The following is a 13,463-nucleotide window of genomic DNA, read 5'->3' as shown; positions in this document are numbered from 1 at the left end:
AACAAGCCTATAGCCTACGTTTCTATATTTCAAATTCGTATAGTTTCTTCACAAATCCCTTTCTTTGATACCAATCGTTATAAACAAATTCTAATTTTTTCACTTCAAAAGAGCCAAAATCATGATTAGAATATTTGTCTATTATTTTTAAGAAATCACCTTTTTGTTCAAAACGTTTTCTAAACCGTACAATTGTTGAATGTGCTGTTTGAATAGGGTATCTTTTATCTAAACTTTGTTCGAGTCTAGAATTTTTAAATTCAACCCTCAATTTGTTTCTGATTTCGTTCAATACATCATTATCCATAAATCCTTGTAGCATAATACAAGAATCAGAAGCTGTCAAACCCTTAAATTGGATATTCAAATTTTGATTGGCCGGCAAGCACTTTTTAATTAATTCAATGTATTTTGGTAATTCGATTTTTTTAATATCAAAACCTTCATAACAGGATATTATAGACATAATTGTGATATGAATATCAGAATTTAGGTAATAATATTGATTAGGCTCAACTGTTTTTAGTTCGTTAAGTAGTTTTTGAATGTTCTCTTTTATTTCATCTGATGGCCTGATAAGAAGAGTTATTCCAAATCTTTGGTCAAATTTTGAGTCTATTAAATTATCAATTTCATATTTGTCAGATGAGATTTTGTTAATTGACTCGTTATATAGTTTTCTATAATGTTCCTTTAGATTCATTAATTAAACTTTTTTTTGATTCGGGATCCAAATGTAGCCTAACTGCTTAATAAGAGGTCAATCATTATTTCACGCAAAGGGTGCAAAGATTTTCGCAAAGCACACAAAGAAAAGTATCCTTCAAGATATTGTTTTAAGCTTCTAATATCCCCCGCTTCAAAACCTGACCGAACTCATACATTTCTTCAAAGGAATTGTAAAAAGGTGTTGGTGCCAGGCGTATCACATTGGGCTCGCGCCAATCAGTTACCGCTCCATTTTCCATCAGGTAATCGAACAGGGCTTTTCCGTGCCCGTGTAAAAACACCGATAATTGGCAACCTCTGTCTTCAGGAGTTATGATTTCAAATACGTTTTCTTCTCCTATTTCCTTATCAATTTCGCGGAGCACAAACTCCAGATATGCTGTAAGCAGCTTACTCTTTTCAATCAAAGCATCCATCCCCACCTCATCAAACAAGGTCAGGGAAGCCAAATAAGGTGCCACCGACATCACCGGAATATTACTCACTTGCCAAGCCTCAGCATTCGGCATAGGGTCAAATTCAGGTTCCATCAAAAACCGGGTTTTTTTTTTTGTTCCCCACCAGCCTTCAAATCGGGGGATATCTTTCCTATTCAAATGTTTTTCATTTACAAAAATACCCGATGCATTTCCGGGACCACTATTCATGTATTTATAACTGCACCAAGCCGCAAAATCGGCATCCCAATCATGCAATTCCAGTTTTACATTACCAACGGCATGTGCCAAATCCCAACCCACAAAAGCACCGGTTTCTTTGCCTTTTTGGGTGATGGCTTTCATGTCAAGTACCTGTCCGTTGTAATAATTAACACCTCCCATCAACACCAAGGCCAGTTCATCGCCAACCTCATCAATTTTAGCAAGAATGTCCTCCGTTCGCCAAAAATGCTCCCCTTCCCGTTTTTTCACCTCCACAATAGCATCTTTTGGATCATATCCGTGGAACTTTACCTGACTCGCCAGCATATATTGATCTGACGGAAAGGCTTTTTCTTCACAAAGAATCTTATAACGTTTTCCGGAAGGGCGGTAAAAAGAAACCATCAACAAATGCAGGTTCACCGTCAAAGTGTTCATCACCGTTACTTCTTGAGCTTGTGCCCCTACTACTTTCGACAAGGGTTCAGCCAATTGCTCATGATAATCCCACCAAGGTTTTTTTGCCTTGAAATGCCCTTCAACGGCAAGTTCGCCCCAATCGTTCATCACCTCACCAACATACTCTTTTGTTCGTTTCGGTTGCAGTCCTAAAGAATTTCCGGTAAAATAAATGACTTCCTTCCCATTGATTTTCGGAAAGATAAACTCGTTTTTATACGACCTCAATCGGTCTTGCTTATCAAGGTTGAAAGCAAAATCCCTTGTGTTTTTGAATTGCATGTACTGAATGGTTTTCAGCAAAAATACAATTTGACTAGCAATATCATACAGGCTTGCTTATTTTTGTAAAACATCTCAAAATCATAACCTATGCATTTTTTGTCTGAAGTTATCGAAGATTACGTTACCCGTCATTCCGAAGACGAACCGGAAATACTTAAGGAACTCTCCAGGGAAACCCATTTGAAGGTATTGCAACCACGAATGTTGAGCGGACATTTTCAAGGTAGGGTGCTGAGTCTCTTGTCAAAAATCACTTCCCCTAAAGCTATTTTGGAAATTGGAACTTATACCGGGTATTCTGCACTTTGTATGGCAGAAGGGCTTTCCAAAAATGGCGTTTTGCACACTATTGATATCAATGAAGAACTTCACGACTTGCAACGACGTTATTTCGACAAAAGTGGATACGGCGATCAAATTATCCAACACACCGGAAATGCCTTAAAGATCATCCCAAAAATCGACCTAAAATTCGACCTCGTTTTTATCGATGCCGACAAGAGTAATTACAGCAACTATTTTGATATAATCATTGAAAAAATGAATCCCGGAGGTCTTATTTTATCTGATAATGTGTTGTGGAGCGGAAAAGTTGTTGAAGAAATAAAGGAAAACGATGTGGATACGCAGGAGTTGATCAAATACAATAAAAAATTAAAAGAAGATCCTCGTGTGGAAACCGTGTTACTCCCCATCCGTGATGGGTTGACTTTGTCCAGGGTTATTTAAGCTTTACGATTTTATAATACAAAACCGCGATCAAAACCCCGACAAATGCGCCTGCTAGAATATCCGAAGGATAATGTACTCCGAAATACATTCTACTGAAAGAGAAAAGCAAGGGCCAGATGTAAAATAGCGATGCCCATTTATACTTTTTTCTGATAATCAAAACCACAAATGTGGTCAGGGCAAAGGAACTGGACGCATGTCCTGAAAAAAAGCTGAAGGAAGTCGGTTCGATTAAAACCCTTAACGAATCGGAAAGGGATTCATTCCAAATAGGCCTCGGTCGGCGGACAACAGTTTTAATAAGTTCGGTTACTATCCATGTGGTGAAAGAAACCAAGACAGTAAACAAGAGTTTTTTATAAACCTGCTGATTTTTATATGTTTTGTAGATCAGAAAAGCAAATAGGAGAAAAAGTGGTATCCAGACTTGTATTTGGGTAACGAACTTCCAGAAATTGTCGTAATCTGCACTCCCTAAGTGATTGAAGAAAACAAGTAAATCCCGGTCGTATTCCAGGAGTTTGTCCATTATTACAATTTACGTTTTACAGAACCACCAAACTCTTCGATCTCGTCTTTTACTTTCCCAACCTCATCTTTTATATCCTTGGTGATATCTGTATCGATTCCGTTTTTTGTTGCCGTTTTTTGTATCTCGGATTTAACTTCTTCGGTTGCATCCTTAAGTTGACGCATACCTTTCCCTAATCCTCTCGCTATTTCAGGAAGTCTATCCGCACCAAAAACCATCACTACTATAAATAGGATGAATACAATCTCTACTCCGCTAATAAATAAAAACATAATTTCTTCCCTTTTTCATCCCTTTACATTAAGCCAATGCTTAGGCAATAGGATTATACAAATATAATGAAGTTTCCCACCAAAAAAGAAAAAGATTTTTCGGTTTTAACACATTGTTGGAATGACCTTAAACCAAAATGAGGCTATCTAAAAAGCCCTTAACGTATTCGATTTGTCAGTCTGAGCCTGCCTACCGTCAGGCAGGCCTGTCGAAGACAATTTAATTTTCATTACACTACACTTCGACAGGATCAGTGTGACAAAGGCTTTTAAGATTTTTTAGATGCCTCCTTTATACTCAGCACTATACCAATGTATGTCTGGTCATGGCTTCAGGTTGTTCAATGCCCATCAAATTTAAAATCGTAGGAGCAATATCACCCAAAATTCCATCTTTGATTTTTTTGATGTCCTCATCAACCAAAATCAAAGGCACCGGATTGGTGGTATGTGCCGTATTCGGACTTCCATCCGGGTTGATCATGGTGTCGCAATTTCCGTGATCGGCAATCACAATCGTAGTATAGCCATGTTCTGAAGCTGTTGTGATCACATCTTTGGCACATTCATCTACCACTTCACATGCCTTAACAGCTGCTTCCATAACCCCTGTGTGCCCAACCATATCCGGATTGGCAAAATTCAAACACACAAAGCCTACCTCTTCTTTTTCAAGTTCGGAGATAATAGCATCACGAATATCATATGCGCTCATCTCCGGTTGCAGATCATAGGTCGCCACTTTTGGCGATGGACACAACAATCGTTTTTCACCATCAAACGGTTCTTCACGCCCCCCGTTAAAGAAAAAGGTAACATGTGGATATTTTTCCGTTTCCGCGATACGAATTTGTTGTTTGCCCGCTTTGGAAATTACTTCACCTAAAGTATCAATGATATTATCTTTCTTATACACCACATGCACTCCTTGGAAAGATTCGTCATAATTGGTCATGGTCACATAATACAGATTAAGCTTATGCATGTTCTGTTCATGAAAATCTTCCTGGGATAATGCTTGTGTTAATTGACGCCCTCTATCTGTTCTGAAGTTGAAAAATATCACTACATCGTCGTCTTCAATTTTGGCAATAGGGTTACCATTTTCTTCCAATACAACCGGCTTAATGAATTCATCGGTAACTCCGTCGTCATAACTATCTTGAACAGCCTGTGCTGCATCAGTATATTTTGCTCCCTGTCCGTTTACAACAAGATCATAGGCCAGTTTAACACGTTCCCAGCGTTTATCCCTATCCATCGCATAATATCTCCCGATGACAGAAGCCAATTTCGCATTTGTCTTTTCACAATGTTTCTGAATGTCTTCAATAAAGCCTTTACCACTTTTCGGATCCACATCACGACCATCGGTAAACGCGTGCACATATACTTTATCGAGATCATAAGCATGAGAAGCATCCAACAAACCTTTTATGTGGTTGATATGTGAATGTACCCCTCCGTCACTCAACAAGCCTAGAAAATGTACTTTTTTATCATTCGCCTTGGCGTATTCAAAAGCTTTTTTGAGCTCCTCTTCATCAGCAAGGGTTTTATTTTCCACAGCCATATTGATCTTGGCCAAATCTTGGTAAACAATCCTACCGGCGCCCAAATTCATGTGGCCTACCTCACTGTTTCCCATTTGCCCTTCCGGAAGTCCGACATTCATCCCGTCGGTCAACAAATCGGCATTGGGATATTTTTTATACAAGGAATCTATAAAAGGTGTACTTGCTTTTTCAATTGCAGAAATTTTTGGATCCGGCGATTTTCCCCAACCGTCCAAAATCATCAGTATAACTTTTTTGTTCATTTTGTTTAATTTTTTTGCAATGGTCAAAATGTGCAATCCCAAAGTTTCGGGATGTTGCACATGTGGAACCGCTGCGCTCCTGTCTATGCCGGCAGGCAGGCTCACATAAATTTTATTAATGAACTCATCTTGACTTCTCCTAATTGGTTAAAAAAATGTTCTTTTTGCCCCATATTTGTCTTTTTCTCTCCACGTAGCTATGGCTATGCGGCTCAAAAAAGCCTTCATATGGAACAAAAATTATCATCTTTCACTTCAATCATAAAAGTCAAGATGAGTTCAATCATATATGCACAAAAAACAAATGATTAAAAAATTCATATTCGTTTCATATGCTCTGTATTCTAGGTCAAAGATAATACTATAAATTTTCATAGTAAAAGGGAATCAGAGGTTTGTGAGAAGCTTCACAAATCTTCAATTTGGTAACCCAAAAACAAACTAAATATGACCTATCATTAACAAATAGACTAAAATTCACACCTAGAAGTTAAATATTCGTTAAACCGAAAAAAATACTGAAACATTCCTCAAAATAGGGCGTCTTCTTAATAGGAACCAAAAATTAAATTTTTATGAAAAAATTAGCATTTTTAACCGCATTACTCCTAACTGTAGGAGTTACATTTGCGAACACATCAAAAAACGAAAAAGCACTTGAAACATCATCAAATGTTTCAACATTTACAGTTCCAGCAAACATCTCGCCTTTCTGTATGTCTATCGTAAAGGGAGATCTTGAAACCGTAAAAAAACTTATCGAGCTTGGCGCTGATGTAAATGAAAAATCAAACGGATTAACACCAGCCATGTATGCGGCAAAATTCAACCGGGTGGACATTTTAAAGCTGTTGATCGACAAGGGAGCCGATTTAAAGGCTAAAAGTACAAAACAAGGTTTTACAGCCGTAAAGTATGCCGAATTGTCCAACGCTACCGATGCCAAAGCAATTTTGGAAAAAGCATTAAATTCATGATCAAATGATCTCAGAATTTAATTATTTGGTTTAGCCACCAAAAAAAATCCCGCTCAAGGCGGGATTTTTAATTTAATATACTTTTTACAATCTATCTTCGTCCTCCTTCGGCACGATTTCTCCGTTCTCCCACCGTAATTGTCGATAGGTTGTACGTTGATTATACCATGTTTCTTCTTCATCCGACTCCCATACACTTTTGTTGTAAATGATCTTTCCTTTTACCCCTTCTTTATCTGAAGGAAAAGTCAAAGTTTCAACAAACGAGTACACTCCGGCATCACCCACCTGTGTTACTCTAAAAACCTCTTTCAGTTCTTTGTCCAACCGAAAATAATAGATGCCGCCACCATCTACACCACAAGCTTCTGCCATATAGCTCACGTACATAATATTTTTAATCCCCTCAACGCCCCTGTTGTCGTACAATTCAATTGAAAACTGATGATCGGTGTACAGTTCAGAAACAGTTTCTGTGTATTCTCCTTTTTCATCAACATGACGAATGAGGAGAAAAGGCCGGGTATTGCCTTTTTCTTTCTTATATGCAAAAAGATAAGTGGAATTCCCCAAAATTTTCTTTTCCAACGAAATCAGACCTCCCAAAATATAACCTTCTTTACCATTATATTTCACTTTATAAAAAGGTGAGTCTATCCCGTTATATTTTAACAACTCGTCAGTCTTTTCCAGTATTTCCACTTCTTCACCAATTTTAAGTAAGCTAATCACTTCAGAATCTGTAGAAGGAAGTGTTCTGAATTTTATATCATTGCCATAAAGGGAATAGGTTTTGCCTATTTCAAAAGCTGAATGCCCCTCATAAAGACTGTGGTATATCCGTTCTTGACCATAAACAACCGTTGTAAACAAAAAAATGAGTAGTAGTGTTCGCATAGTTATAGGTTTAAATTAGATGTTGGGAGTGAATAAAAACTTTTTATTGATATTTTGCAATGGCTTCTTTTATTTTTTGAATTCGATTTTCCGGATCGGGATGCGTACTTTGAAACTCGGGAACCCTGTTTGGCCCGGCTGCTGCCTTGAGGATTTGCATCACCCCTATCATTTCCTGCGGATTGTAAGCCGATTTTACCATAAGCCTCACCCCCAGATCATCACTTTCCAATTCATCCTCGCGACCGTATTTCATATTGATCACATTAGCGATTACCGCAGCCATTTGTATAGCAGCTTGGCTTTCACTTCCTACAGCCACTCCACTCAATATCCCTTGAGTAAGTCCTTGTTGTGAAATCTGATTGGCTGAATGCCTTCCGATGACATGCCCTATTTCATGCCCCAACACCCCTGCCAGCTGATCTTCATTTTCCAACTTAGAAAACAAGGCATAAGTAATAAATACTTGTCCACCGGGAAGCGCAAAAGCATTGATAACCTCCGGATCGGCCAACAAGTGAAAATCAAATTGATATGGTGTTTGTGACGCAACACTGTTTCGAACTAATTTCTCGCCAACAGCATCGACAAAAGCCTGATATTTACTATCGGGATGCAAGCCCCCGTGCTGTTGTGCCATTTGTGGCGCACTCTGTAAACCTATGGCTATCTCTTCATCGGGAGTTAATGAAATGTGTTGTTCTTTTCCCGTGTACGGATTGGTTTCCTTGGAAGAACAATATTTGAAAACTGCGAATAACGCAATGGCTATACCAATGAACAGCCGGATTCTACTTTTGCCTAACATGATCTTATTTATGACGTCCTAAATTTACAAAAAAACTCAATGAACTCATTTAAACTTTCTCCAATTGGCTGCGAAATGATCTTTTCTCCCCAGATGAAGGCTTTTTTGTTTCAATCAAAAAAATTTAAACGATTTCAATCTTTTAACTCCGGATTGATATCCAGAATATTGTTTTTGATATAAGCCTCCATAAATTCGGAAGAAAGATGTTCGCTTCCCAAGAGTTGCTCTCCTACCAAAATACTTTTAACATCCAATTTTTTATAGGCTCTTAACATCGGTTTGGAAATAGGGGCATAGCTATAGTGCCAGGGTTCGTACTTAAACCCTTTTCGATCCGGGGCATCGGTATACACGATATAGAAGCCGAAGCTATTGGCGTGTTCCTCCAGCCATTCCCTTAACTCACAAAACGGTCCGTTCCCTACAAATTTATCGGGATCCAACACATTTTTATTTATCCCGGCTGCGTTATCAATAATATCGATATCTGTTCCCCAATGATGTCTGGAAGTCCCCGGAATGGTTGAATATTCGACAATTTTATCAATAGCAGCTTCCGGGGACAATCCGTCAGCGGTATATCGCTTATATTTTCGTTCAAAAATCGCTTTTTGCCGATTGAAATTCCTGTATCCCGAGACCACTTTTATTTCGATTCCTTCTTTTTTTGCCGCCGCTCTCATTTTCAGAAAAGCGTCATAGGCTTCTTTTTGCAAACCTATACCTTCCCCATGTAAATCAGGCGTACCTTTTCCTATTAAAATCGCTTCGGAATAGGTTTCTTGTGCTACTACATTTCCTGCGGAAAAGCACAACAGACAAAGCACTACACCAAACAAAAACCTTTTATATATCATAAATTTAAATTTTTAAACATTAAAAAATGTAGACCGATTCCCGGTACCATAAACTCATCTCCGCTTATTTCATAACCCATTTTTTTATAAAACCCTAAAGCTACTTCGCGGGCATTCAACCAAATTAAAGTTCCTCCTTTTTCGAGTACCATTTCTTCGGCTTTTTGTACAATCATCTCCCCCAGGCCTTTGCGCTGGTGTTCATGAAGGATTGCCATTCCCCTTAACTGATAGGCATTTTCAGCTTCCAATTGGGAATTGTTTTTTCTGATCATACTCATGGTTCCTACCGGCTTCCCGTCATTTAAAATCCCCACGTGAAACGTTCCATCTAAAACATCCTCGGGAAATATGGCTGTTTCAAAAGGTTTTCCCGGCCGTAACACCGGATGTCTTACCACATGGGCTTCTTCGGAAGTGATTTCTTTTACGTTATACAAAAGGAAAGAAGTTTATTCGTTAGACCAATACATCAGCATATTCAGGATGCTTATCAAACTGTGACTTTGCAAACGGACACAGCGGAAGGATTTTTATATTGTTTTCCCGGGCATCATCTACCGCTTGTTTTACCATTTGCTGCCCCACTCCTTTTCCGCGTAAGGAATCATCCACATCGGTATGATCGATAATAATCTTATCGCTACCGGCAACCGAATAGGTCATTTCTGCCAATATTTTTCCTTTTTCTTCCACAAAATAGCGGCCTTTGCTTGCTGAAGCCTCCTGTTGAACCTGAATTGCCATCTCTCTATGTTTATCACGATAAAGGTAGAACAAATCTTTAAAAAGTCATATGTTCATTTTTTTATTCACCTCTTTTTATTGTTTTATAGGTGTTCATGATTGCTGTGCAATTCATTGATGAAAAAACCCTTCGGCTACGCTCAGGATAAACCAAGCCAAAAAAATCTAGGCTGACGATAAAAACATAAGAAAACGTTTTGGGCACTATTAGTTGATAATAATTAAAATTGGCATTTTATTTGGAAAGAAAATAAGAGTTTAATTATATTTGCCTCCACTAATAAAAAAAACGCGGGAGTAGCTCATCCCGATAGCCATCGGGAGGTAGCCTGAGGCGGATCCAAGCTGAAAACACCGCGAGTTTTATTGAAAAAAAATAATTCAAAATTCACAAGTCCGGATTTTGGATAATATGCGGGAGTAGCTCAGTTGGTAGTCCGCCTCGGGCGGATCCAAGCTGAAAACACTGTGAGTTTTATTGAAAAAAAATAATTCAAAATTCACAAGTCTGGATTTTGGATAATATGCGGGAGTAGCTCAGTTGGTAGAGCGTCAGCCTTCCAAGCTGAATGTCGCGAGTTCGAACCTCGCCTCCCGCTCTTTAAAAGCCTAACCATATTTCGTTAGGCTTTTTTTTGCCTCACCCAGAACTGCCGAAAATGGCAGTTCTGATCCGCCTAAGGCGGAAGAGGTAAATAGGAAATTCTATGATTTACTTATCTTTGACGGGGATTACAAGCCATGGAAAAGCAATTAACAAGAATCAATAAATACCTGAGTGAAGCGGGCTACTGTTCCCGCAGGGAAGCTGACAAACTTATCCAACAAAAACGGGTGACCATCAACGGGGAAATTCCGGAAATGGGTACAAAAATAAGTGCTGATGATGAAGTCCGTGTGGACGGTAAACTCATCTCAGAACCCAAAGATGATTTTGTTTATTTGGCTTTTAACAAACCCGTGGGCATTGTTTGTACCACCGATACCCGTGTGGAGAAAAACAATATCATCGATTTTATCAACTATCCCAAGCGCATTTTCCCTATCGGACGCTTGGACAAACCCAGTGAAGGACTTATTTTTTTGACCAACGACGGGGATATCGTGAACAAGATCCTTCGTGCGCGCAACAATCACGAAAAAGAATATATCGTCACGGTAAACAAAACCGTCACTCCTGATTTTGTAAAACGCATGGGCAACGGCATCCCTATTTTGGATACTGTCACTCGAAAATGCCATGTTGAAAAAATAGGGGCTAACACCTTCAAAATCATCCTTACCCAAGGTTTGAACAGGCAAATCCGAAGGATGTGTGAGTATTTGGGATATAAAGTTGTCAAACTGAAACGCATCCGGATCATGAACATCTCCCTCGATGTTCCTGTGGGACAATGGCGTTATATCACTGAAAAAGAATTAAAGGATTTGAACCGTTTGACGGCTTCGTCTACCAAAGTGTATAAAGGTTGAGATTACAACTCCACCACACTCCCCCTCACTATTTCATAAGGCACTTTGTTTTGTTCGAAGACACGGGCTTTATAGGTTCCTTTTAAAACGATTCGATCGCCGGTTACTTCCAGCCAGCTTCCTTCACGGAGTCCGATAACAGGCTCAGTGTTGATTTTATGAAATTCCTTGATACGGGTTTCCCGGGTTTCACCCATATGTTTCGCCCCTTCAACAGGGTCGATATAATGCGGATTGATATTAAAAGGTACTGCTCCCAGGGTTTTAAAGCTCGGTGGATAAACAATAGGCATATCGTTGGTGGTCTGCATGGTCAATCCGGTAATATTGGCACCTGCACTGGTTCCGAAATAACGCATTCCTTCATAAATTCGTTCACGCAACACAGGCATCAACTTTAGTTTATACAGTTGTGTGACCAGCAAAAAGGTGTTTCCACCTCCGGTAAATACAGCCTCAGCTTTTTTTAAAGCCTTTTCAGGATCTTTAAAAGTATGCAACCCTACTATTTTCTTATTGATTCTGGCAAACCCCTTTTGTGCAATGGCAGTATATTCATCATGAGAAATTCCACCCGGACGGGCATAAGGGATGAAAACAACTTCTTCAACTTCTTGAAAAAAGTTTTCCAACTCCGGCAAAATGTATTCCAAATACCCACTGCCGTAAACCGTAGAAGTACTCGCAATTATTAATTTTCTCATCATTTTTTTTGTAAATTTAATAATTACACTGAACTTGTTTTAACAAAAGTTTACCAACCGTTCCCTTTTTAATGTCGGTACATTGTAATTTCTTTAACCACAAGAAACAAAATATATGCGAATATCTGCTTTTATATTACTTTTTATCATGGTACTACCAATGGCCATGAATGCCCAAGACACAGACCCCGTACTTTTGAGAGGTAAAGTTTTGTATCGAAATTCCAATGTACCCAACCAAAATGTGATCAATCTCAATACGGAGCGTGCTACTGTCACTAACGATGATGGCGAATTTGAAATTTTGGTGAATGAAGGCGACGAACTCGTTTTTACCTCCTTGAACTACCAACTCAGAACTGTGGAAATCACCCAGGAAATACTGACTAACAACCGCTTGGTGGTTGAAGTGAATGAAAAAGTAACCGAGCTGGACGAAGTAGTGGTTTCACCAGAAAACGAAGAAGCCTTTATCAAACTCAAGGAAGAAGAGTTTAAAGAGGTGGTATATGAAAAGGACAAAGCTACCCCGGTGGTCAATTATGCGTTACCGGAATACCAGCAAGGCATGCAATACGGGGTTAATTTTGTCAATATTTTCAAAGCACTTTTTAAATCTAAAAAAGAAAAAGACAACACTATCGAACTACGCCCCAGCCAAGTACTCCGGCAAGTTTATGATGATGAATTTTTTGTCGTGGATCTTAAGATTCCACAAGAACAAATTGATGAATTCCTTTATTATCTGGACGATCGTCTGCCTTCACAAACCTTACTGAAGAAGGACCGTGAATTTGAACTGATCGATTTTTTGGTCAATGAAAGCAAAAATTATAAAGTCCAAAAAACAACCAGGAACTAACTTTTTATAGTTCCTTCCCCATTCTTTTTATATTTTTGGACAACTGATTCAGCCATAAATTCAAGATCAACACACCTTAGAAATTTTACAATTTCTTGAAACAAAAAGCGAGGAGTTTCGAACCATAAACGAATTGGAAAATCAATGAAAAAATATATTTTAATTCTTTTTATCGTTTCACTGTTCAGTTTTACACACGTTCATAAATTTTATGTGAGCGTTACTGATATGGTTTATTCTGAAAAACATCATTCCATACAGATCACATCGCGTTATTTTATAGATGATTTTGAAAAGCTGTTGAAAGAACGCTATGCAATCGATCCGCAGTTAATGACAGAAAAAGAACTGAAAAATGTCGATTTCTACATTGAAAAATATTTGAACGACAAGTTTATCATTACTATCAATGGTGAACAGGCAACATTCAACTTTATTGGAAAAGAATATGACGTTGATGTCATGAAATGTTATTTGGAGATTCAGAATGTCGATTCCGAAGCCCTGAAAAAGATAAGCATTCAGAACAAAGTTTTATTTGAAATATTCCCCGAACAGCAAAATGTAGTCCACACCAACATCAATGGGAAAAAAAGAAGTTTCATGTTGATCCGGGAAAATGATAAAGCTTTGTTAAATTTGTAACTTTCAAGCGATGAAACA

The 13,463-nt window shown here is 38.5% G+C and carries 16 protein-coding genes and 1 tRNA gene; 6 read left to right on the top strand and 11 right to left on the bottom strand.

What is annotated here, in order from left to right; translation table 11 throughout:
• Positions 1 to 22 precede the first annotated feature (22 nt).
• Both OOZ15_RS10690 and kynU read right to left on the bottom strand, forming a co-directional pair.
• The gene (locus OOZ15_RS10690) at positions 23 to 703 is read right to left on the bottom strand and encodes a 2'-5' RNA ligase family protein (protein ID WP_265956398.1); all 681 of its coding nucleotides are present in this window, start codon (positions 701 to 703) and stop codon (positions 23 to 25) included.
• 133 nt (positions 704 to 836) lie between these two features.
• Positions 837 to 2,111 (bottom strand): kynureninase, encoded by a 1,275-nt coding sequence (gene kynU, locus OOZ15_RS10685; RefSeq protein WP_265956397.1) that lies wholly within the window; start codon positions 2,109 to 2,111, stop codon positions 837 to 839.
• A 90-nt stretch (positions 2,112 to 2,201) separates the two neighbouring features.
• Here kynU and OOZ15_RS10680 point away from each other — a divergent pair, with 90 nt between their 5' ends.
• Positions 2,202 to 2,843, top strand: coding sequence for an O-methyltransferase (locus tag OOZ15_RS10680; protein WP_265956396.1), 642 nt, complete (start codon positions 2,202 to 2,204; stop codon positions 2,841 to 2,843).
• Here OOZ15_RS10680 and OOZ15_RS10675 read toward each other — a convergent pair.
• The 3 genes from OOZ15_RS10675 to gpmI all read right to left on the bottom strand — a co-directional run bounded on the left by OOZ15_RS10675 (position 2,836) and on the right by gpmI (position 5,469).
• Positions 2,836 to 3,375 (bottom strand): phosphatase PAP2 family protein, encoded by a 540-nt coding sequence (locus tag OOZ15_RS10675; protein ID WP_265956395.1) that lies wholly within the window; start codon positions 3,373 to 3,375, stop codon positions 2,836 to 2,838. The genes OOZ15_RS10680 and OOZ15_RS10675 overlap by 8 nt on opposite strands.
• Positions 3,376 to 3,377: 2 nt before the next feature.
• A complete protein-coding gene (locus OOZ15_RS10670; RefSeq protein WP_265956394.1) occupies positions 3,378 to 3,650 on the bottom strand; it encodes a Sec-independent protein translocase subunit TatA/TatB in 273 nt (90 codons plus the stop codon).
• Between the two features lie 304 nt (positions 3,651 to 3,954).
• Positions 3,955 to 5,469 (bottom strand): 2,3-bisphosphoglycerate-independent phosphoglycerate mutase, encoded by a 1,515-nt coding sequence (gene gpmI / locus OOZ15_RS10665; RefSeq protein ID WP_265956393.1) that lies wholly within the window; start codon positions 5,467 to 5,469, stop codon positions 3,955 to 3,957.
• A 575-nt stretch (positions 5,470 to 6,044) separates the two neighbouring features.
• On the opposite strand from gpmI, the gene OOZ15_RS10660 reads away from it, so the two are divergent.
• Positions 6,045 to 6,446: an ankyrin repeat domain-containing protein gene (locus tag OOZ15_RS10660; RefSeq protein ID WP_265956392.1), complete on the top strand. Its 402-nt coding sequence runs from the start codon at positions 6,045 to 6,047 to the stop codon at positions 6,444 to 6,446.
• 84 nt (positions 6,447 to 6,530) lie between these two features.
• On the opposite strand, the gene OOZ15_RS10655 is transcribed toward OOZ15_RS10660, so the two are convergent.
• The 5 genes from OOZ15_RS10655 to OOZ15_RS10635 form a co-directional block, all read right to left on the bottom strand.
• Positions 6,531 to 7,343 carry an SH3 domain-containing protein gene (locus tag OOZ15_RS10655; protein WP_265956391.1) on the bottom strand — a complete coding sequence of 271 codons (813 nt, stop codon included), beginning with the start codon at positions 7,341 to 7,343 and terminating at the stop codon, positions 6,531 to 6,533.
• A gap of 43 nt (positions 7,344 to 7,386) precedes the next feature.
• Positions 7,387 to 8,154 (bottom strand): M48 family metalloprotease, encoded by a 768-nt coding sequence (locus OOZ15_RS10650; protein WP_265956390.1) that lies wholly within the window; start codon positions 8,152 to 8,154, stop codon positions 7,387 to 7,389.
• A 134-nt stretch (positions 8,155 to 8,288) separates the two neighbouring features.
• Positions 8,289 to 9,014 (bottom strand): M15 family metallopeptidase, encoded by a 726-nt coding sequence (locus tag OOZ15_RS10645; protein ID WP_265956389.1) that lies wholly within the window; start codon positions 9,012 to 9,014, stop codon positions 8,289 to 8,291.
• Positions 9,011 to 9,454, bottom strand: coding sequence for a GNAT family N-acetyltransferase (locus tag OOZ15_RS10640; protein WP_265956388.1), 444 nt, complete (start codon positions 9,452 to 9,454; stop codon positions 9,011 to 9,013). The genes OOZ15_RS10645 and OOZ15_RS10640 overlap by 4 nt, the downstream gene beginning before the upstream one ends.
• Before the next feature lie 19 nt (positions 9,455 to 9,473).
• Positions 9,474 to 9,761: a GNAT family N-acetyltransferase gene (locus OOZ15_RS10635; protein ID WP_265956387.1), complete on the bottom strand. Its 288-nt coding sequence runs from the start codon at positions 9,759 to 9,761 to the stop codon at positions 9,474 to 9,476.
• A 526-nt stretch (positions 9,762 to 10,287) separates the two neighbouring features.
• Between OOZ15_RS10635 and OOZ15_RS10630 the strand changes: the two genes are divergently transcribed.
• A tRNA-Gly gene (locus tag OOZ15_RS10630) sits at positions 10,288 to 10,360 on the top strand.
• Positions 10,361 to 10,502: 142 nt separating this feature from the next.
• On the top strand, positions 10,503 to 11,234 hold the full coding sequence (gene rluF, locus OOZ15_RS10625) for a 23S rRNA pseudouridine(2604) synthase RluF (RefSeq protein WP_265956386.1): 732 nt from the start codon (positions 10,503 to 10,505) through the stop codon (positions 11,232 to 11,234).
• Positions 11,235 to 11,236: 2 nt separating this feature from the next.
• On the opposite strand, the gene pepE is transcribed toward rluF, so the two are convergent.
• A complete protein-coding gene (gene pepE / locus OOZ15_RS10620) occupies positions 11,237 to 11,938 on the bottom strand; it encodes a dipeptidase PepE (RefSeq protein WP_265956491.1) in 702 nt (233 codons plus the stop codon).
• 115 nt (positions 11,939 to 12,053) lie between these two features.
• On the opposite strand from pepE, the gene OOZ15_RS10615 reads away from it, so the two are divergent.
• Both OOZ15_RS10615 and OOZ15_RS10610 read left to right on the top strand, forming a co-directional pair.
• Complete coding sequence (locus tag OOZ15_RS10615; protein WP_265956385.1) at positions 12,054 to 12,800, top strand: carboxypeptidase-like regulatory domain-containing protein; 747 nt, start codon at positions 12,054 to 12,056, stop codon at positions 12,798 to 12,800.
• A gap of 144 nt (positions 12,801 to 12,944) precedes the next feature.
• Positions 12,945 to 13,445 carry a DUF6702 family protein gene (locus OOZ15_RS10610; protein WP_265956384.1) on the top strand — a complete coding sequence of 167 codons (501 nt, stop codon included), beginning with the start codon at positions 12,945 to 12,947 and terminating at the stop codon, positions 13,443 to 13,445.
• Positions 13,446 to 13,463 lie beyond the last annotated feature (18 nt).

The organism is Galbibacter kalidii, from assembly GCF_026241135.1.
Taxonomy (GTDB): Bacteria; Bacteroidota; Bacteroidia; order Flavobacteriales; family Flavobacteriaceae; genus Galbibacter.
Note: the sequence above shows the minus strand (reverse complement) of the source record. Positions and strands in the feature narration are given on the sequence as shown.

Excerpts from the sequence above, each read along its gene's own strand:
- OOZ15_RS10690 (WP_265956398.1), bottom strand. The coding sequence starts at position 703 with ATGAATCTAAAGGAACATTATAGAAAACTATATAACGAGTCAATTAAC.
- kynU (WP_265956397.1), bottom strand. The coding sequence starts at position 2,111 with ATGCAATTCAAAAACACAAGGGATTTTGCTTTCAACCTTGATAAGCAA.
- OOZ15_RS10680 (WP_265956396.1), top strand. The coding sequence starts at position 2,202 with ATGCATTTTTTGTCTGAAGTTATCGAAGATTACGTTACCCGTCATTCC.
- OOZ15_RS10675 (WP_265956395.1), bottom strand. The coding sequence starts at position 3,375 with ATGGACAAACTCCTGGAATACGACCGGGATTTACTTGTTTTCTTCAAT.
- OOZ15_RS10670 (WP_265956394.1), bottom strand. The coding sequence starts at position 3,650 with ATGTTTTTATTTATTAGCGGAGTAGAGATTGTATTCATCCTATTTATA.
- gpmI (WP_265956393.1), bottom strand. The coding sequence starts at position 5,469 with ATGAACAAAAAAGTTATACTGATGATTTTGGACGGTTGGGGAAAATCG.
- OOZ15_RS10660 (WP_265956392.1), top strand. The coding sequence starts at position 6,045 with ATGAAAAAATTAGCATTTTTAACCGCATTACTCCTAACTGTAGGAGTT.
- OOZ15_RS10655 (WP_265956391.1), bottom strand. The coding sequence starts at position 7,343 with ATGCGAACACTACTACTCATTTTTTTGTTTACAACGGTTGTTTATGGT.
- OOZ15_RS10650 (WP_265956390.1), bottom strand. The coding sequence starts at position 8,154 with ATGTTAGGCAAAAGTAGAATCCGGCTGTTCATTGGTATAGCCATTGCG.
- OOZ15_RS10645 (WP_265956389.1), bottom strand. The coding sequence starts at position 9,014 with ATGATATATAAAAGGTTTTTGTTTGGTGTAGTGCTTTGTCTGTTGTGC.
- OOZ15_RS10635 (WP_265956387.1), bottom strand. The coding sequence starts at position 9,761 with ATGGCAATTCAGGTTCAACAGGAGGCTTCAGCAAGCAAAGGCCGCTAT.
- rluF (WP_265956386.1), top strand. The coding sequence starts at position 10,503 with ATGGAAAAGCAATTAACAAGAATCAATAAATACCTGAGTGAAGCGGGC.
- pepE (WP_265956491.1), bottom strand. The coding sequence starts at position 11,938 with ATGAGAAAATTAATAATTGCGAGTACTTCTACGGTTTACGGCAGTGGG.
- OOZ15_RS10615 (WP_265956385.1), top strand. The coding sequence starts at position 12,054 with ATGCGAATATCTGCTTTTATATTACTTTTTATCATGGTACTACCAATG.
- OOZ15_RS10610 (WP_265956384.1), top strand. The coding sequence starts at position 12,945 with ATGAAAAAATATATTTTAATTCTTTTTATCGTTTCACTGTTCAGTTTT.